The sequence below is a fragment of the Micromonospora arida genome, assembly GCF_042873195.1.
In the GTDB taxonomy this organism is placed as follows: Bacteria; Actinomycetota; Actinomycetes; order Mycobacteriales; family Micromonosporaceae; genus Micromonospora; species Micromonospora arida.
This window is the reverse complement of the sequence record NZ_JBIALC010000004.1, coordinates 500,855-516,613: the sequence shown is the minus strand read 5'-3', so window position 1 is coordinate 516,613 and position 15,759 is coordinate 500,855. Positions and strand designations below refer to the sequence as shown.

18 protein-coding genes and 1 pseudogene are annotated in these 15,759 nt (G+C 71.5%); 8 read left to right on the top strand and 11 right to left on the bottom strand.

What is annotated here, in order from left to right; translation table 11 throughout:
- Positions 1-8: 8 nt before the first annotated feature.
- Positions 9-767: a hypothetical protein gene (locus ACFYP0_RS16545; protein ID WP_124858037.1), complete on the bottom strand. Its 759-nt coding sequence runs from the start codon at positions 765-767 to the stop codon at positions 9-11.
- Positions 764-1,264: a SigE family RNA polymerase sigma factor gene (locus ACFYP0_RS16540; RefSeq protein WP_124858039.1), complete on the bottom strand. Its 501-nt coding sequence runs from the start codon at positions 1,262-1,264 to the stop codon at positions 764-766. The genes ACFYP0_RS16545 and ACFYP0_RS16540 overlap by 4 nt, the downstream gene beginning before the upstream one ends.
- Positions 1,265-1,402: 138 nt before the next feature.
- On the opposite strand from ACFYP0_RS16540, the gene ACFYP0_RS16535 reads away from it, so the two are divergent.
- A complete protein-coding gene (locus tag ACFYP0_RS16535) occupies positions 1,403-2,233 on the top strand; it encodes a DUF3152 domain-containing protein (protein ID WP_124858041.1) in 831 nt (276 codons plus the stop codon).
- A gap of 13 nt (positions 2,234-2,246) precedes the next feature.
- Here the strand turns inward: ACFYP0_RS16535 and ACFYP0_RS16530 are convergent, their stop codons facing one another.
- From ACFYP0_RS16530 to ACFYP0_RS16520, 3 genes and pseudogenes are all read right to left on the bottom strand, one after another.
- Complete coding sequence (locus ACFYP0_RS16530; RefSeq protein ID WP_355501737.1) at positions 2,247-2,903, bottom strand: hypothetical protein; 657 nt, start codon at positions 2,901-2,903, stop codon at positions 2,247-2,249.
- A gap of 126 nt (positions 2,904-3,029) precedes the next feature.
- Entirely contained in the window at positions 3,030-3,734 is a 705-nt protein-coding gene (locus ACFYP0_RS16525; protein WP_425271323.1) for a S1 family peptidase, read from the bottom strand.
- A 3-nt stretch (positions 3,735-3,737) separates the two neighbouring features.
- Positions 3,738-4,145, bottom strand: a pseudogene (locus ACFYP0_RS16520) (snapalysin family zinc-dependent metalloprotease); the annotation flags it as partial.
- A gap of 307 nt (positions 4,146-4,452) precedes the next feature.
- Between ACFYP0_RS16520 and ACFYP0_RS16515 the strand changes: the two are divergent.
- Positions 4,453-5,016, top strand: a complete 564-nt coding sequence (locus tag ACFYP0_RS16515; protein ID WP_124858047.1) for an AMIN-like domain-containing (lipo)protein — start codon at positions 4,453-4,455, stop codon at positions 5,014-5,016.
- A 60-nt stretch (positions 5,017-5,076) separates the two neighbouring features.
- Here the strand turns inward: ACFYP0_RS16515 and ACFYP0_RS16510 are convergent, their stop codons facing one another.
- Complete coding sequence (locus ACFYP0_RS16510; protein ID WP_208741191.1) at positions 5,077-6,054, bottom strand: GlxA family transcriptional regulator; 978 nt, start codon at positions 6,052-6,054, stop codon at positions 5,077-5,079.
- A gap of 146 nt (positions 6,055-6,200) precedes the next feature.
- Here ACFYP0_RS16510 and ACFYP0_RS16505 point away from each other — a divergent pair, with 146 nt between their 5' ends.
- The 3 genes from ACFYP0_RS16505 to ACFYP0_RS16495 all read left to right on the top strand — a co-directional run bounded on the left by ACFYP0_RS16505 (position 6,201) and on the right by ACFYP0_RS16495 (position 9,180).
- Positions 6,201-6,839: an HD domain-containing protein gene (locus ACFYP0_RS16505; protein WP_124858049.1), complete on the top strand. Its 639-nt coding sequence runs from the start codon at positions 6,201-6,203 to the stop codon at positions 6,837-6,839.
- 70 nt (positions 6,840-6,909) lie between these two features.
- Positions 6,910-7,800: an NADP-dependent oxidoreductase gene (locus ACFYP0_RS16500; protein ID WP_244219008.1), complete on the top strand. Its 891-nt coding sequence runs from the start codon at positions 6,910-6,912 to the stop codon at positions 7,798-7,800.
- A 111-nt stretch (positions 7,801-7,911) separates the two neighbouring features.
- Positions 7,912-9,180 (top strand): nucleotide disphospho-sugar-binding domain-containing protein, encoded by a 1,269-nt coding sequence (locus tag ACFYP0_RS16495; RefSeq protein WP_158629608.1) that lies wholly within the window; start codon positions 7,912-7,914, stop codon positions 9,178-9,180.
- Between the two features lie 15 nt (positions 9,181-9,195).
- On the opposite strand, the gene ACFYP0_RS16490 is transcribed toward ACFYP0_RS16495, so the two are convergent.
- The 5 genes from ACFYP0_RS16490 to ACFYP0_RS16470 all read right to left on the bottom strand — a co-directional run bounded on the left by ACFYP0_RS16490 (position 9,196) and on the right by ACFYP0_RS16470 (position 12,550).
- On the bottom strand, positions 9,196-9,774 hold the full coding sequence (locus ACFYP0_RS16490; protein ID WP_124858055.1) for a dihydrofolate reductase family protein: 579 nt from the start codon (positions 9,772-9,774) through the stop codon (positions 9,196-9,198).
- On the bottom strand, positions 9,771-10,970 hold the full coding sequence (locus ACFYP0_RS16485) for an RNA polymerase sigma factor (RefSeq protein WP_124858057.1): 1,200 nt from the start codon (positions 10,968-10,970) through the stop codon (positions 9,771-9,773). The genes ACFYP0_RS16490 and ACFYP0_RS16485 overlap by 4 nt, the downstream gene beginning before the upstream one ends.
- 20 nt (positions 10,971-10,990) lie before the next feature.
- Positions 10,991-11,344, bottom strand: a complete 354-nt coding sequence (locus ACFYP0_RS16480) for a YciI family protein (RefSeq protein ID WP_124858059.1) — start codon at positions 11,342-11,344, stop codon at positions 10,991-10,993.
- A 36-nt stretch (positions 11,345-11,380) separates the two neighbouring features.
- Entirely contained in the window at positions 11,381-12,142 is a 762-nt protein-coding gene (locus ACFYP0_RS16475; RefSeq protein ID WP_356980463.1) for a DUF6069 family protein, read from the bottom strand.
- Between the two features lie 75 nt (positions 12,143-12,217).
- Complete coding sequence (locus ACFYP0_RS16470) at positions 12,218-12,550, bottom strand: L-rhamnose mutarotase (protein WP_112587778.1); 333 nt, start codon at positions 12,548-12,550, stop codon at positions 12,218-12,220.
- A gap of 146 nt (positions 12,551-12,696) precedes the next feature.
- Here ACFYP0_RS16470 and ACFYP0_RS16465 point away from each other — a divergent pair, with 146 nt between their 5' ends.
- From ACFYP0_RS16465 to ACFYP0_RS16455, 3 genes are read left to right on the top strand one after another with little or no spacing between them, the layout of a single operon-like run.
- Positions 12,697-13,377 carry a response regulator transcription factor gene (locus ACFYP0_RS16465; protein WP_124858065.1) on the top strand — a complete coding sequence of 227 codons (681 nt, stop codon included), beginning with the start codon at positions 12,697-12,699 and terminating at the stop codon, positions 13,375-13,377.
- A gap of 15 nt (positions 13,378-13,392) precedes the next feature.
- Complete coding sequence (locus tag ACFYP0_RS16460) at positions 13,393-14,862, top strand: sensor histidine kinase (RefSeq protein ID WP_124858067.1); 1,470 nt, start codon at positions 13,393-13,395, stop codon at positions 14,860-14,862.
- Positions 14,859-15,758, top strand: coding sequence for a Gmad2 immunoglobulin-like domain-containing protein (locus tag ACFYP0_RS16455; RefSeq protein ID WP_124858069.1), 900 nt, complete (start codon positions 14,859-14,861; stop codon positions 15,756-15,758). Before ACFYP0_RS16460 ends, ACFYP0_RS16455 begins: the two co-directional genes overlap by 4 nt.
- Position 15,759: the final 1 nt, after the last annotated feature.

The window sequence follows — 15,759 nt, the reverse complement described above, 5'->3', positions numbered from 1 at the left end:
TCAGCGCGTCAGAGGCGGCGGCCGCTGGCGTCGCGGGCGATGATGCCGTCCAGCCGCTCCCCCGGAGTGAGCCGCGCCGGGTCGAACCAGAAGATCAGCACCTGCTTGTCGCCACTCCATGGCGCCACTCGGGCGTCGACCTGCCGACCGCCGACCGTGCCGATGATCCGCTTGGCGGGGCCGACGAAGTAACCGAAGGTGGGCACCGGCGCGGCGAGGCGCTCGTCGTAGCCGATCTGGTGGAACCCGGCGCTGCGGTCGCTGCCCTCCACGTCGTTGACCAGGATGTCGGTGCTCAACGAGCCGTCCGGAGCCTGGCGACCGGCGGCCAGTCCGATGGACACCTTGTGTTCACCGGGTACGGACACCGGGACGAAGTAGTAGACCCGACGCTCGGCGCCGTGCCGCACCCCGCTGTCCACGATCTGGCCCAGCGGCTTCGGTGGCGGCTCGTCGCGGCCCACCGTCGGCGGTGGCGTGGCGCCCAGCGACTTCTCCGCCCACGGCGAGACACCGATCGACGGTGGAGCAACGGCGACCGGCGGTGGGTGCTGGGTCGGCGCCGGATCGCCGGGCCCGGACGCGCCGACCGCCACCACCACGACCACGGCGGCCAGGCCGGTCGCGAGCGTCGCCGCCCCGGCTCCGGCGACGCGCCGACGGGTACGCAGCCGACGTCCCTCGCGCATCACGGTGGCCAGGTCGAGCACGGCGTCGGGGCGTTCGGTCGCGCGCATGGCATGGCGGAGCCGGTCCAGTTCGCTCATCGACGCGCCTCCTCGTCGGCCGTGCGGGGCGTGGCGCTGCGCAACTTCTCCAGCGCTCGTGAGCTGGTGCTCTTGACCGTGCCGACGGATACGGAGAGTTCCCGGGCCACCTGCGCCTCCGGCAGGTCGAAGTAGTAGCGCAGGACCACGATGGCGCGCTCCCGGGGGCTGAGCGCACCGAGGATGGTGATCAACCAGCGCCGGGTGGTCACCTCGTCGGCCACGTCGCCGCGCCGCTGCTCCGGCACCTCGTCGGTCGGGTACTCCCGCATCGGCCGCCGCCACCCGTCGACCAGATGGTTGACCAGCGTGCGGCGGGCGTACCCGTAGGCGTCGTCGTCGTGGATCCGCGACCACGACGCGTAGGTGCGCACCAGTGCGGTCTGCGCGGCGTCCTCGGCCTGGTGGTGGTCACCGGTCATCAGGAACGCGGCGTGTACCAGTCGCGCGGACGCCGCCCGCGCGAACTCGACGAAATCCGCGTCACCCCGCGCCACCGCGAACCCTCCCCGTGCCACAGAGCTAGAGACGGGCGAGACCGGCAAAAGGTTGAGCCCTGGGTCACATCAACTTTTCGACGCGGTCACCCGTCTTCTCCTCCGCGCCGCCGCCGAGCGACGCGCGAGGGGAGAGACATGTCGACGAAGGCTACCCGCCGCTGGGGTCCCGCATCGATGGCGTCGCTGCTGGTGGTGGCGCTGCTCACCGGGTGCGGCCTGCCCGCCGCCGGGCAACCCGCCATCGACCCGGTCGCCGCCGGGCCGCTGCCCAACGGACCGGCGACACCTGTCGGTCGGCCGACCGGGGCCGCCGAGGTCCGACCCGATCCCGCGCCCGTCATCCCGGTCAGCTACCCCGCCACCGGCGGCAACCACTGGTCGGTGGCGCCCGGCGAGACGACCCCCGGGCGCGCGACGGCCGGCCGGTTGCTGCGCTACCGGGTCGCCGTGGAGCGCGACATCCGGGGCCTGCCGACGAAGGACATCGCCACGGCGATCACCACGACATTGAACGACCCACGCGGGTGGACGGCGGGCGGGGCGTGGCGGTTGCGCCGGGTCGGTGCCGGCGAACCGACCGACTTCACCATCTACCTGGCGACCCCCGGCACCCGCGACACCCTCTGCCAGGACGTGCCGGACGCCTACACCTCCTGCCGCAACGGTGGCCGGGTGGTGCTCAACGTGGCGCGCTGGGTCAAGGGGGTGCCGGGTTACGGCGCGACGCTGGAGACATACCGGCAGTACATGGTCAACCACGAGGTGGGGCACAAACTCGGGTACGGCCACGAGCGGTGCCCCGGGCGGGGCCGGCCGGCGCCGGTGATGCAGCAGCAGACGCTGGGCCTGCACGGCTGCACCGCGAACGCCTGGCCGTACCCGAAGGGCAAGGCCCGCTACAGCGGGCCGGTCGGGGCGTACGACGACGCGATCCCCCGGCGTGAGGGCGCCTACTCGGCGTCGTGAGGACGGCGTGCCCTCAGGTTCGCCGGCGGCGTTCCTGCTCGAGTCGCTCGTCCTGCCGGCCCATCTCGTAGATGGCGTTGAGGCTGGTCGGCAATCGGCTGACGTTGTCCGGCACCGGGCCGGAATCCGGCTCCGGGCCCGAATCCGGTACGGGTCCGGGGTCCGGCCCGGGCACGGCGGCGGCGGGAACCGGGGCCCGGCGGCGCAGGAGCAGCAGTGCCAGCACCGCGAGGACCGCCACGACCAGCAGGTACGACACGGGTGGCCAGGCATTGCGGGTGGGGTTGGCGAGCGCCGGCGGGGCGACCGGTGCGGGGGTGTCGCCGGCGCGCGGCGGCACGACGGTCTCGGGGGTGCCGGTGTCCTCCCCAGCGGTGCGGCGATCGGATGCTGCGGGTACGGGGACACCGCCAGCCGACCGGGCGGGCTTGGGAATCGCGGTGGGTTCCGCCGGACTGGGCCGACCGGTGACCGGTGGCCGACTCGGCGTGGCCGCCCCGGTGGGGGCGTCGCTCGGCGTCGGAGCGGCACTCGGCGTGCCGCCACCGAGCAGGTCGTCGACGATCCGGCCGACGCCGCCGACTATGTCACCGAGCGGGTTGGAGGTGGCCGACGGGGACGGCGCGGGTGCGAGGGCGAGGGTCAGCGCGAGAACGACGACGGTAGGCATGACGCCACCTCCGATGTGCCGATATGCCACGCACCGTACTTCATCGTGGGATCTCGTGGGTGACACCGGGCACACCGGGGCGGGGACGCGTCTGGCGCTCGCCCCCGCCCGCGATGTCGCTGATGGTCAGACCGGCAGGCCACCCACCTGAGTGGAGATCCACGATCGGATCGACGGCAGGTCGACGTAGATGGACGGGCCGGTGGCGCAGGTGGAGTTGTTGTTGCCGGCCCGACTCGTGGCGCCGATCAGGTTCCACACTCCGTTGACCCGGCGCACCTGCGGGCCACCCGAGTCGCCGTAGCAGGCGCCGGAGTTGCCGTTGGTGTTGTTGGTGCAGATCTCGTACGGGCCGTTGATGCCGGAGCACCGGCTGTCGGCCACGATGGACGTGTCGAGTTCGTTGGCCACCGCCGGGGCCGAACCACAGCCCCGCGGGGCGCAGGTCTGACCCCAGCCGATGATCCGGGTGGCAGTACCGACCGCACCCGAGGTGCTCGGGATCGGGGCCGGCGCGTACGTGACCGAACTGGCCAGTTGCAACAGCTTGACGTCGACGCTCGGGTGGTTCACCGCCCGGGTCACCCGCACCACGGTCCCGCCGCTGGAGCGGTTGATGCTGCCCACCCGCACCGAGGACGGCGTCGAACAGTGCTTGGCGGTGACCGCCCAGTTGCCCTTGATCAGCGTGCCGGTGCAGCCGGAGACGTACACCATGAAGGGGTAGTTCTCCGTGGCCGGCCGGCCGCCGACCACCAGCGGGCTGATGTCCGAGGCGCCGTTCCAGGTGTACGTCGTGCTGGCCGGCGCGGCCAGGGTGCCGGCGAACAGCGAGTTCACCCGGCTCGCCTCGGCCGCGCTGGGGTTCGCGTTGCGGCAGGAGACCGGTGCGCTGCTACCGGACATCAGGTCGGAGCAGAGGCCGGTGCGCCGGTCCGGCAGGCCCAGGATGTGGCCGACTTCGTGGGTGGCGATGCGGGTGCGGTCGTAGCCCTGGTTGACGGCCGTGCGGCCCATCCAGATCCGGCCCGAGCCGAGACCGCTCGGCTGCGCGCGGGGCCAGCCCTCGTCGACGTAGATGGTGATGCTGGCCGGGGTGCCGGCCAGGAGTCGGACGTTGCTGACCCGGCTGTTCCAGATCTGCGCCGCCTGGTCGAAGTTGGTGCGGAACTCGCCGGTCCGGCTCGCGTCGTAGTAGACGGTCCGGACGGCGGCGGCCGGCGTACCGGTGGCGAGCTGCATCCCGGCCGCCGCCAGGATCGCCACCAGCATGGCCAGCGCCGCGCGTCTCAGTTGTCCTCGGAACATCGGGCACTCCCCTGCGGTCGTCCGGCGGCCGTCGACCACCGGGTCATCGATGAACGTAGATATTAATGTGACGGCGGTCGATGTTCGGCATAGCGGAAGCGTCATATCGGCGACGTGGACGCTGTTACCCAGCGGTTACGCCGCGGCGAAGCGCCCGTGCCGGGGCAGGACGACGGTGGTGGCAGAGGGTCACCGGCAGCGCCGCCGCGACGTGACCCCGGTACCGAACGGAGAAACCACCATGAGGATCAGGAGCGCACTCACCGCATTGGCGGTCGTCCTCGCCGGGCTGGTCGCCAGCGCCGGCAGCAGCACCGCCGCGGGCACCACGACCACGGCGGCGTACTGCGGCATCACCTGGGGCAGCGCGGACAAGACGGCCGGCGCGCTGAGCGACGCCCCGCTGATCGACGTACGGACCGGCCGGCACGACTGCTACGACCGGGTGGTGTTCGAGTTCAACGGCCCGGTCGACGGTTACGCGATCGGCTACGGCGAGACGTGGACCGAGGGTGAAGGCCTGGCGCTGTCGCCGTACACCGCCGGCGGAGCGCTGTTGCGGGTCTCGCTGCGGGCCCCGACGTACGACGACGACCACCTCGGCACCGTGCAGTACGCGGTCGGCGAGCACGTGGCGAACCTGCTGCGCTACCCGACGCTGCGCGACGTGGTGTTCGGCGGCAGCTTCGAGGGCTACAGCACCTTCGCCGTCGGCGTACGGGCGCGGTTGCCCTTCCGGGTGCTCGTGCTCGCCGGTCCCGGCACCCACAGCCGGGTGGTGCTCGACGTCGCCCACCAGTGGTGATCGGAGCCGGCCGATCCGCTTGGCCGTCCGCCCAGTTGAGGCGGACGGCCAGGCGAAGCGCTAACCCGGCTGGGCGCGGCGAGCCGTAGCGAACCGGCGTTGGTAGGCGGCCGGGCTGATCGACAGCTTCCGGGCGAAGACCCGTCGCATGCTCTCGTAGCTGGGGAAACCGGCGAGGGTCGCGGCCTGCGTCGCGGTGTGGCCCTGGTCGAGCAACGCCCTCGCCAGGTCGAAGCGGATGTTCTCCACGTAGCGGGCCGGCGTGGTGGACAACTCGTCGTGGAAGAGTCGGGTGAGCTGCCGGGTGCTCACGTTGAGGTGTCTGGCGAGTTCGGTGAGCGAGTGCTCCCCACGGGGGTTCGCCGTCACCACGTCGGTGATCGTCCGTAGCGCCGCCGAGCGGGGCGGCGGTCCCTGCAGAGGCGCGGAGAACTGGGACTGGCCACCCGCGCGCTGCATGTACACCACCAGGGCGCGTGCGACGTCGCGCGCCAGGTCGGGCCCGTGGTCCTCCTCGACCAACGCGAGCGCCAGGTCGATACCGGCCGTCACCCCCGCCGAGGTGTACGTGGTGCCGTCGCGAACGTAGATCGCGTCCGGCTCGACGCGGCACGCTGGGTACCGCGCGGCGAGCTCGTGCGCGACCTGCCAGTGCGTGGTCGCACGCTTCCCGTCGAGGACACCAGCGGCGGCGAGCACGAACGCCCCGGTGCAGATCGAGGCGACCCTTCCCGCCGCCGCCACCGGTAGGCGTACGGCGTCGGCCAGGTCCGCGGGCACCTGGGCGCGCGGATAGTGGTCGGACCCGGCCACCAGGAGCGTGTCGAAGGCGGGCTCGGCAGAAACGGCACCATCGACCGCCAACCGAACCCCGAGACTTGACGTGACATCTTCCCCGGTCGGCGACAGCAGCACGATCCGGTAGTCGGCGCCGAAGCGGTTCGCCTCCTTGAACACCTCCGCCGGACCGGCGACATCCAACAACGTCACCCCGTCGTAGACGAAGATCGCGACGCGATGCGGTCCGGTGTTCAGCACCGCTCATTGGTAGCACGCCGTTACCGACCATGAACCGTGTCCGGATATGAGGGATTCCTGGCCGGACGAGGGCGGCGGCGTAGAACGATCGGTGGGCAGCATGGACGACGTCAGCACGTCCGCACACTGCCGGAAGGTCGGAGGACATGTCAGAGGTCATCGGGGGATTGGAGATTCCTGAGACGGCGGCGGTAGCCGCAGCGACCAGGCACATCCAGGAAACGACCAGACCGGTCATTTACCACCACTCCCGGCGGGTCTTCCTCTTCGGTCTGATTCACGCTCGCAGGCTTGGCGTGAAACCGGACCCGGAGCTGCTCTATCTGGCGGCCATGTTCCACGACACCGGCCTCCTGACCCCGTTCTCCGACGTCGAGCAGCGCTTCGAGATCGACGGCGCCGACCACGCGCGCGCGTTCCTTCTGGGCCGGGGTTTCTCCACCGCCGCCGCCGAGACCGTGTGGACGGCGATCGCGCTGCACACCTCGCCGGGCATTCCGGACCGGATGGGTCCGGAGATCGCCACCACGTACCTCGGCGTCCTGACCGACGTGCTCGGCCTCGGTCTGGACGGGCTGGAACACGATCAACTGGGCGACATCCTCGCCGCCCACCCGCGAGGGGACTTCAAGAACGAGTTCCTGCGTGCCCAGGTCGACGGGCTGAGGAACCGCCCGGAGACCACGAACGGCACCGTGAACTCCGACATCCTCGAACACTTCATCCCCGGCTTCCAGCGCGTGACGACGGTCGAACGCATCGTCGGTTCGCCCTGGCCGAGTTGATTGGACGCCCATGCGAGCGATCACCGTAAGCGACCGTCACGCGGGTGTCGGCGGGCTCACCCTCACCGACATGCCGTACCCCCATGCCGCGGAGAACGACGTCATCGTGCGCGTCCACGCCGCCGGTTTCACCCCCGGCGAACTCGACTGGCCGGCGACGTGGACCGATCGCGCCGGCCGCGACCGGACACCCACCATCCCCGGGCACGAGCTGTCGGGAGTCGTTGTCGAACTCGGTTACGGAACCACCGGGCTCACCGTGGGCCAACGGGTGTTCGGGCTGACCGACTGGGCGCGCAACGGATCCCTGGCCGAGTACACGGCGGTGGAGGCTCGCAACCTCGCTCCGCTGGCGGCAGACATCGACCACGCCGTGGCCGCGGCGCTGCCCATCTCCGGACTGACCGCATGGCAGGCACTGTTCGACCACGCCCACCTCGCGCCGGGCCAGACCGTCCTGATTCACGGTGCCGCGGGCGGCGTCGGCTCGATCGCCGTTCAACTCGCGCGGGAGGTGGGCGCCCACGTGATCGGCACCGGCCGAGCCGACGACCGTGATCTCGCGCTCGCTCTCGGCGCGCAGACCTTCGTCGACCTGGACGCTGACGACCTGCACCAGGTCGGCGAGGTGGACGTGGTGCTCGACGTGATCGGCGGTGACATCCTCCAGCGATCGACCGACCTGGTACGCCCGGGCGGCACCGTCGTCACCATCGCCGCGCCACCCACCGTTCAACCGAAGGACGGGCGAGCCGTCTTCTTCGTCGTCGAGCCTGATCGCGCCCGGCTGATCGACCTCGCCCAGCGTCTGCGGAGCGGACGGCTCAAACCCATCGTCGGCGGCGTCCGGCCGCTGCACGAAACGGCCTCGGCGTTCGCCCGTCACCACCGCGCGCCGGGCAAGACGATCATTCAGGTCGCGGACGTACAAGCACCGCAGCACCCGAGCATGGACAGCTGACTTGCGCGGGTGCCGACAGGCTGGGCTGTTTTTCCGTTTGGGCAACCACGTCGACATGAGGAGACGCGCATGGCCAAGGTGATAGTTGGAGCGACCCCCTTTCAGGGGCACGTGAGCCCAGTCCTCACGGTCGCGGCGGACCTGGTCGGGCGTGGTCACGAGGTGGTCGTGTACACCGGTTCCCGGTTCGCGGAGCGCGCTCTGGCGATCGGGGCGCGGTTCCAGGCGCTACCTCCGGAAGCCGACCTCGACGACCGGAGGTTGGACACACTCTTTCCGGCACGGGCCACACTGCCGCCAGGGCCAGCCCAGCTGTCGTTCGACTTCGAGAACTTCTTCCTGGGCCACCTGCCCGCCCAGCTACGGGGTCTGCGGGCACTGCTGGCCGAGTTCCCCGCGGACGTGGTGCTGGGTGAGCTCGGATTCTGGTCGATACCGGCGCTCAGCCTCGCCATGGCGCCGGAGGAACGCCCCACGCTCGTGACGCTGGGCTCGGTTCCCCTGCTGATCCAGAGCGAGGACACTCCGGCGTTCGGCCTCGGAATACTGCCGACGTCGGGCGAGGAGGCACGCGCCCGCAACCGAGCGATGAACGCTGAGGCGCGCCAGATCTTTGCCGCTCTGCAGACAATCGGCGAGGCAACGCTCGCGTCATTGGGCGTGACGCTGCCGGACTACCTTTTCGACGCGCCCTTCCGCCGTACGGACCACTACCTGCAGCTGACCGTGCCTGGCTTCGAGTACCCCCGCAGCGACCTTCCGGCGCACCTGCGCTTCGTCGGTACGCTTCCTCCTTCCCGCAGTGACGAATACGAGGAGCCGGCATGGTGGGCTGAGCTGTCGTCCGGTCGGCCGGTGGTTGTCGTCACCCAGGGAACTGTCGCCAACAGCGATCTGAACGACCTGGTCATCCCCACAGTGCGCGCCCTTGCCGATCTCGACGTCCTCGTCGTGGCCGCCACCGCACGGGAGGACGGCCCGGCCCTGGTACGCCAGGCCCTGCGTGACGTGCCGGACAACGTGCGGGTGGCCAGCTTCGTACCGTTCGACCGGCTGCTCCCGCACGCCGACGCGCTGGTCACCAACGGCGGTTACGGCGGGGTGCAGACCGCCCTGTATCACGGAGTGCCGTTGGTGGTCGCCGGTGCCAGCGAGGACAAGCCGGAGGTGGCCGCCCGCGTCGAGTGGACCGGCACCGGAGTCAATCTGCGTACCAGCACGCCGGGGATCACCGAGTTGCGCGCCGCGGTGCGGACGGTGCTGAACGACCCCGGCTACCGCTCCCAGGCGGAGGTCTTGGCCAAGGAGATTGGGCAGTACGACCCGTTCGACGCGATCGCCGACATCATCGACGGGGCGGCGTTTCTCAAGCAGGGGTAGCGGTGCACGGATGACTCAGACGTGCAGGGTGGGCCGATAGACGAGCTCCTGGGTGCGACCGTCGAGGGTCCGGCTCTCGATCAGCTCCAGGTCGAAGTCGGCCGCTCCCTGGAAGATCGGCTCGGTGCCGGTCTGTCCGGTGATCACCGGGAAGAGCGTCACCTGGACGAGGTCGACCAGCCCGGCGGCCATCAGCGCCCGGTTCAACGACAGACTGCCGTGCGATCGCAGGGGCACGTCGGACTCCTCCTTGAGCCGGGCGACGACGTCGACCGCGTCACCGCGCACGACGGTCGCGTCCGGCCAGTCGAGGGGGCCTTCCAGCGTGTTCGACACCACGGTCGCCGGGAGGTTCCTCATCTGGGTCACCCAGGCGTCGCGGACCTCGGACTCCTCGGTGCTCGCGGCCAGCATCTGCGCGAACACCCGGTACGTGTGGGCCCCGAAGACCATGCGCTGCTCCGCGCTGTAGACGGACAGGCGGTGCGCGAGCAGTTCGGGGCCCTGCTTCCCCCAGTAGCCGCCCCAGTTGCCACTGGTGGTTCCGAAGCCGTCGAGGCTGGAAAAGACGTCGACGGTGTAGGTAGCGGTCATGATGTTCTCCGTTCACGGGTGAGTTCGGTGCGACGGGTCTGCAGGTAGGCCCGCTCGGTCTCGTTGGTGGCCAGTGCCGCGGCCTGGTCGTAGGCGGCTCGGGCCTCGTCGTTGCGTCCGAGCCGGGCGAGCAGTTCGGCCCGGGTGGCGGGCAGCCGGTGATAGCCCGGGAGGTCGATGCCCTCCAACGCGGCGAGGGCCACCGCCGGTCCGTGCACCTCGGCGACGGCGACCGCACGGTTGAGCGCCACGACCGGGGTTGGCGCGAGAGCGAAAAGCTGGTCGTACAGTGCCAGGACCTGCGGCCAGTCGGTGGCGGCGCCGTCGGTGTGCACCGCGCTGATCGCGGCCTGGATCTGGTACGGGCCGGGCCGGTTACGGCGCAGGCAACGGCGAACGAGGTCATGGCCCTCGGCGATCAGCGGCCGGCTCCACAGTGATCGGTCCTGGTCGGCCAGCAGCACCAGGTCGCCGGTCGGGCCGAGCCGGGCCGGGCGGCGCGCCTCGGTCAGCAGCAGCAGGGCGAGCAGGCCCAGGACCTCGGGCTCGTCGGGCATCAACGCGGCGAGTTCGCGGGCCAGCCGGATCGCCTCGGCGCACAGGTCCGTTCTGATCAACGGGCCGGCGGTGGACGCGTAGCCCTCGTTGAACATCAGGTAGAGCACCGCGAGGACGGGCGGCAGCCGGTCCGGCAGCTCATGTTCGGCCGGCACCCGGTACGGGATCGCGGCGTCGCGGATCTTCTTCTTGGCGCGCACGATCCGCTGGGCGATGGTCGCCTCCTGGACCAGGTAGGCACGGGCGATCTCCGGTACTTCGAGGCCGCCCAGCAGGCGCAGGGTGAGAGCCGTCCGCGCCTGCGGAGCCAGCGCCGGGTGACAGCAGGTGAAGATGAGTCGCAGCTGGTCGTCGCGCACCGGTCCCACCTCCGAGGGCTCATCCTGGTGATACAGCAGCAGGGCCTGGGCGTGCCGGGCCTCGCGGGTCGACTCCCGGCGAAGACGGTCGACGGCACGGTTGCGTGCCGTGGTCACGATCCAGGCCCCCGGGTTCGGCGGCAGGGTCTGCCACTTCTGCAGTGCCGTGGTGAAGGCGTCCTGGACGGCCTCCTCGGCGAGGTTGATGTCGCCGAGGAGGCGGGCCAGGGTGGCGACGCAGCGGCCGTACTCCGCGCGGTAGATGCTCGCCAGGTCCATGTCGGGAGACCGGCTGCTGGTCAGGCCTGGGACAGGTCGTCGAAGGGGCGCACCTCGATCGGGCCGCAGGCCGCCGCGCACCTCTCGGCCCAGGCCAGCGCCGCGTCCAGGTCCGCGCACTTGATGACCCAGAACCCGGCGATGTGCTCCTTCGTCTCGGCGAACGGCCCGTCGCTCATGGCGGTGGTGCCGTTCTCGACCCGGACGACGGTGGCGCTGTCCGGCGAGGTGAGTCCCCCGCTGAAGACCCAGGCGCCCGCGGCCTGCATGTCGTCGTTGATCCGGCCGGTCTCCCTGAACATGGTCTGCGTCTCCTCGTCGGACGGCGTCGGTGCGCCCTCGACGAAATGCACGGACAGCAGGTACTGCTTCATGACGATCCTCCGGTAGCTCGGTGGGAAGGGAACAGGTCAGGCGGCCAGGCGGCGCGCCACGGCGGGGATCACGATCGCTGCCGCGACGAGGTGGGTGAGCATCAGCAGCGTCTTGGTGGTCGCCCCGGCGTCGGCGATCACGTCCGGCACCAGGGACAGGACCGTCAGGACCACGGTCGTGCGGACGAACGTGAGCCGGGGGCGCCGGGCGAAACGCGCCAGCGACGCGGCGATGATCACGCCGATCAGCGAGAAGACGGCGGTCAGCACGCCGAACCCCGTCACGGGGATCGGGGCGCCGCCCAGCTCGAGGCTGATCCCGGCCAGGTGTCCGGCGGCGGCGACGGCCATGGTGGCGATGCTCGCCGCGACCGTGGCGGCGACACCGGTCCGGATCAGCGCACCGACGTTCGACGTGGTGGCGTGGGTCGTGTTCGCAGTGTCGGTCATCGTGCCCTCCAGTGGGTGTGCGGCCCGTCGTGATGCCGGGCTCTCACCAGGGCTACGAACTGAACCGATCCCAATCGACAGCACGCCCACAATTCTTTCGACAATTTTCGAGACGACGCAGTCTCGGGACATAGCGGACGAGCCAGACCACCGATTCTCGCAGCTCGGCTGCCCAACGGCCGACGGCACGCTGGCTTCGAGGACTACAGCGCGTTCGGCGCGGTTGCCCGCGTGCTCGTGCACGCCGGCACCGGCAGCCACAGCCGGGTGGTGCTCGGCGTGGGCCACGCGGTCGACCCACCATGGACGGTGAGTAACGAGCGCCGAACTCCCCGCCTCGTCGATCATGGAGTTGTGGTGGGCGACAAAGCGACCGCCAGTCCCCGAAACGGGCACCACAACTCCATGATCGACACTGTTGACCTAAGCCTCGTCGGCCAGGTGCCAGACCTCGCGCATCGGGGCCCACCAGTCGCCCGAGCCGGGCTCGGCGATCGACTCCTGGCACGGGTCAGTCAGCTTCCACCACTCCTGCGTCTGCGGGTCCGCCGCGATCAGCCGCAGGTCGGCCTCGTAGTCGTCGCCCACGTACTCGTAATAGCCGAAGAGCAGGTCGTCGTGGAGAAAGATGGTGTAGTTGCGGAAGTTCGCCTCGCGCAGCGTCTTCTCCACGCTCGGCCAGACGGCGGCGTGCAACCGCAGGTAGGTCTCCCGCTGCTCGGGGCGGAGTCGGATCACGCAGCCATGACGTTTCACGTCGTGCCCTTTCGTGTGAGCTGGTTCAGGGGTGCCGAAGGCACTGACCGTAGCGGTCGGGCAGTGCCGGGAGGGGGCCAGCCGGCCGCCGATGTCGACCGTTCTGCCAGGACTACGCATGGTGGCGCCGGGTCTACCCTCGGGTGATGGAGGGCCGCGTGTTGGTGGTCGAGGACGACTTCTCGATCCGGGAGGTCACCGCCCTCGGTCTGCGCCGCGCCGGTTTCCGGGTCGAGACCGCGGTCGACGGGCGGCAGGCCCTGGCCGCGTTCCGCGCCCACCCGGTCGACCTCATCGTGCTCGACATCATGCTGCCGGGCCTGGACGGTCTGGAGGTCTGCCGGGAGATCCGGCGGACCAGCCAGGTGCCGATCCTGATGCTGACCGCGCGCACCGACACCATCGACGTGGTGGTCGGGCTGGAGTGCGGCGCGGACGACTATCTGCGCAAGCCCTTCGACCTGCCCGAGTTGGTGGCCCGGGTTCGCTCGGTGCTGCGCCGGGTGAGCGTGCCAACCCCCTCGACCGTCATCGAGGTCGGCGGCCTGGCGATCGACCCGGGCGGCTTCGTGGTCCGCCGGCACGGCCAGGAGGTGGCGCTCACCGCCACCGAGTTCCGCCTGTTGCTGGAGCTGGCCCGCCGGCCCGGTCAGGTCTTCACCCGGGAACTGCTGCTGGACCTGGTCTGGAACCACGACTTCCTCGGCGACTCCCGACTGGTCGACGTGGCGGTGCAGCGGCTACGCGCGAAGGTCGAGGACGACCCTGCGCAGCCACTGCTGATCCGGACCGTACGCGGCGCCGGCTACAAACTGTCGACGGGCTGACGGGGGGGGTCGGCGATGGCCGGACGCGCGGTGTTCCCCGGCCGCCTGCGGCGCCGGCTGACGATCGCGTTCGTGCTGGTCGCCGGCGTCTCGGCCGGGCTGCTCGCCGGCGGGACCGGGCTGCTGCTGCGGCAGTCCTGGTTGGACGCGTCGGTGCACGAGGCCGCCGCCGACGCCCGCTACCAACTCGTTCTCGCTGGGCAGTTCCTGCCGCTGACCGAGCAGCGCAGCACCGAACTGCTCACCAGCTTCGAGGCCAGCGGTCGGCACGTGCTGCTCGTCGACGGCCCGACCCGCGCCTCGCACCCCGCGTACGCCCCGGTGTTGGGCACCCGGTTGCGGGCCGTCGTCGCGGACGGGCGGCTCGGCTATCAGCGCTCCGCGCCGGAGGAGCGTCCTCGGCTGCTGGTGATCGGTGGGCGCATTCCCGGCTCGACCGCCGAGCTGTACGTCCTCACCGTGGAGGACGACGTCGCCACCGACCTGGGTCAGCTACGCACCGCGCTGGTGGCCGGCTGGGTGCTCGTGGTGTTGCTCGCCGCCGCTGTGGGTCACGCGTTGGCCCGCCGCACGTTGGAGCCGGTGGGCCGGGCCAGCAGGGCCGCCCGGGCGCTCACCGAGGGCCTGCTCGCCACCCGTCTGCCGGTACGCGGGCGCGACGAGTTCAGCGTCTGGGCGGCGACCTTCAACGAGATGGCCGAGGCCCTGGAGTCGAAGATCGCGGCGCTGTCGGCCGCGCAGGCCCGCGAGCGGCGGTTCACCGCCGACGTCGCGCACGAGCTGCGTACCCCGGTGACCGCGTTGGTGGCCGCGGCGTCGCTGCTGCGCGAGCACCTCGACCAGCTGCCCGACGACGCCCGGCCGGCGGCCCGGCTGCTGGTCGGCGACGTGGTCCGGCTGCGCCGGTTGGTCGAGGATCTGATGGAGATCTCCCGGCTGGACGCCGGGCGGGAGCAGTTGGCCGTCGGGCCGGTCGACGCGTTGGCGCTGCTGCACGGCATCGTCGCGGCGCGCGGCTGGTCGCCGCAGGTGCGGGTCACCGGTGATCCGGTCGCGGCGCGCACCGACCCGCGTCGGCTGGAGCGCGTGCTGGCCAACCTGGTCGCGAACGCCGTCGAGCACGGCGGTGGCGAGATCACGGCCAGCGTGGCGGGTGCGGGCCCCCTGGTCGTCTTCGAGGTCACCGACGAGGGGCCGGGCATCCCGGCCGAGCATCTGCCCCGCGTGTTCGACCGGTTCCACCAGGTCGATCCGTCCCGCTCCGCGCCGGGCAGCGGGCTCGGGCTGGCCATCGCCCGGGAGCACGCCGAGCTGCTCGGCGGCGCGCTGAGCGTGCGCAGCGAACCGGGCGAGGGCACCCGGTTCCGGCTGGAGTTGCCCGCCGACGGTCCCGCCGGCCCGCACGGCGACGTGCCGCACCCGGACGACCGCGCCCAGCCGGGTCCGGTTGGGCGTACCGCCGGCACGCCGGGCGGTGCGGGATGACCGGCCGCGGCGCGGTCGGGCTGGGCGTACCGGCGCTGGCCGCGGCGCTCCTGCTCGGCAGCTGCGGCACTCCCCGCTCCGGCGACCTCGGCCCGGCGCCCACCGCGCCGCCGCCGAGCGTCGCACCCACCGACCGCCCGGAACCCACCCCGACCCGGGTCGCGGCACCGACGCCACCACCCACGAACCGGCCGCCGGGTCCGTCGACGGCGGCGTCCACCGCCACGCGCCGGCCGGACCCGGTGACCATCGAGCTGTGGTACGTCCGAGCCGGGCTGCTCGTGCCGACCCGGCGCACCCGGCCGGCCACGGTCGCGACGTCCCGGCTGGCGCTGACCGAACTGGCCGCCGGGCCGAGCCCGGCCGAGGCCGCCACCGGGATGATCACCCTGCTTCCGGCCGGCGTCGAGGTCACCCGCATCGCCGACGGCGTGGCGACGCTGCGGGTGCCGTCCGTCGGCGACCCGGCCGCCCGGCGGCTGCGCGAGGCGCAGGTGGTGTGGACCCTCACCCAGTTCCCCAGCGTGCGTCAGGTCCGCCTCGACGGCGCGGCCCCGGTCGACCGGGCGGACTACGCGGACCTGCTGCCACCGATCGTGGTCACGGGCCCGATCCCCGGCGAGCGCGTCTCCGCCCCACTCGTCGTCACCGGCACCGCCACCGTGTTCGAGGCCACTGTGAGCGTCCGGGTGCTGGACGCCGCCGGCCGGGAGGTGGCCACCGGTTTCGGCACCGCCAGTTGCGGCAGCGGCTGCCGGGGTGGCTACCGGGTCCTGGTCGGCTGGCGCACGGTCCGCGAACAGAAGGGCACGGTCGAGGTGTACGAGGTGTCCGCCGAGAACGGCGCGCGGATCAACACGATGGCCGTGCCGGTGGTCCTCGCCCCCGGCGGCTGAC

Excerpts from the sequence above, each read along its gene's own strand:
- ACFYP0_RS16485 (WP_124858057.1), bottom strand. The coding sequence starts at position 10,970 with ATGGACCTGGCGAGCATCTACCGCGCGGAGTACGGCCGCTGCGTCGCC.
- ACFYP0_RS16480 (WP_124858059.1), bottom strand. The coding sequence starts at position 11,344 with ATGAAGCAGTACCTGCTGTCCGTGCATTTCGTCGAGGGCGCACCGACG.
- ACFYP0_RS16500 (WP_244219008.1), top strand. The coding sequence starts at position 6,910 with ATGCCGTACCCCCATGCCGCGGAGAACGACGTCATCGTGCGCGTCCAC.
- ACFYP0_RS16515 (WP_124858047.1), top strand. The coding sequence starts at position 4,453 with ATGAGGATCAGGAGCGCACTCACCGCATTGGCGGTCGTCCTCGCCGGG.
- ACFYP0_RS16460 (WP_124858067.1), top strand. The coding sequence starts at position 13,393 with ATGGCCGGACGCGCGGTGTTCCCCGGCCGCCTGCGGCGCCGGCTGACG.
- ACFYP0_RS16530 (WP_355501737.1), bottom strand. The coding sequence starts at position 2,903 with ATGCCTACCGTCGTCGTTCTCGCGCTGACCCTCGCCCTCGCACCCGCG.
- ACFYP0_RS16535 (WP_124858041.1), top strand. The coding sequence starts at position 1,403 with ATGTCGACGAAGGCTACCCGCCGCTGGGGTCCCGCATCGATGGCGTCG.
- ACFYP0_RS16475 (WP_356980463.1), bottom strand. The coding sequence starts at position 12,142 with ATGATCGACGAGGCGGGGAGTTCGGCGCTCGTTACTCACCGTCCATGG.
- ACFYP0_RS16465 (WP_124858065.1), top strand. The coding sequence starts at position 12,697 with ATGGAGGGCCGCGTGTTGGTGGTCGAGGACGACTTCTCGATCCGGGAG.
- ACFYP0_RS16545 (WP_124858037.1), bottom strand. The coding sequence starts at position 767 with ATGAGCGAACTGGACCGGCTCCGCCATGCCATGCGCGCGACCGAACGC.
- ACFYP0_RS16455 (WP_124858069.1), top strand. The coding sequence starts at position 14,859 with ATGACCGGCCGCGGCGCGGTCGGGCTGGGCGTACCGGCGCTGGCCGCG.
- ACFYP0_RS16490 (WP_124858055.1), bottom strand. The coding sequence starts at position 9,774 with ATGACCGCTACCTACACCGTCGACGTCTTTTCCAGCCTCGACGGCTTC.
- ACFYP0_RS16505 (WP_124858049.1), top strand. The coding sequence starts at position 6,201 with ATGTCAGAGGTCATCGGGGGATTGGAGATTCCTGAGACGGCGGCGGTA.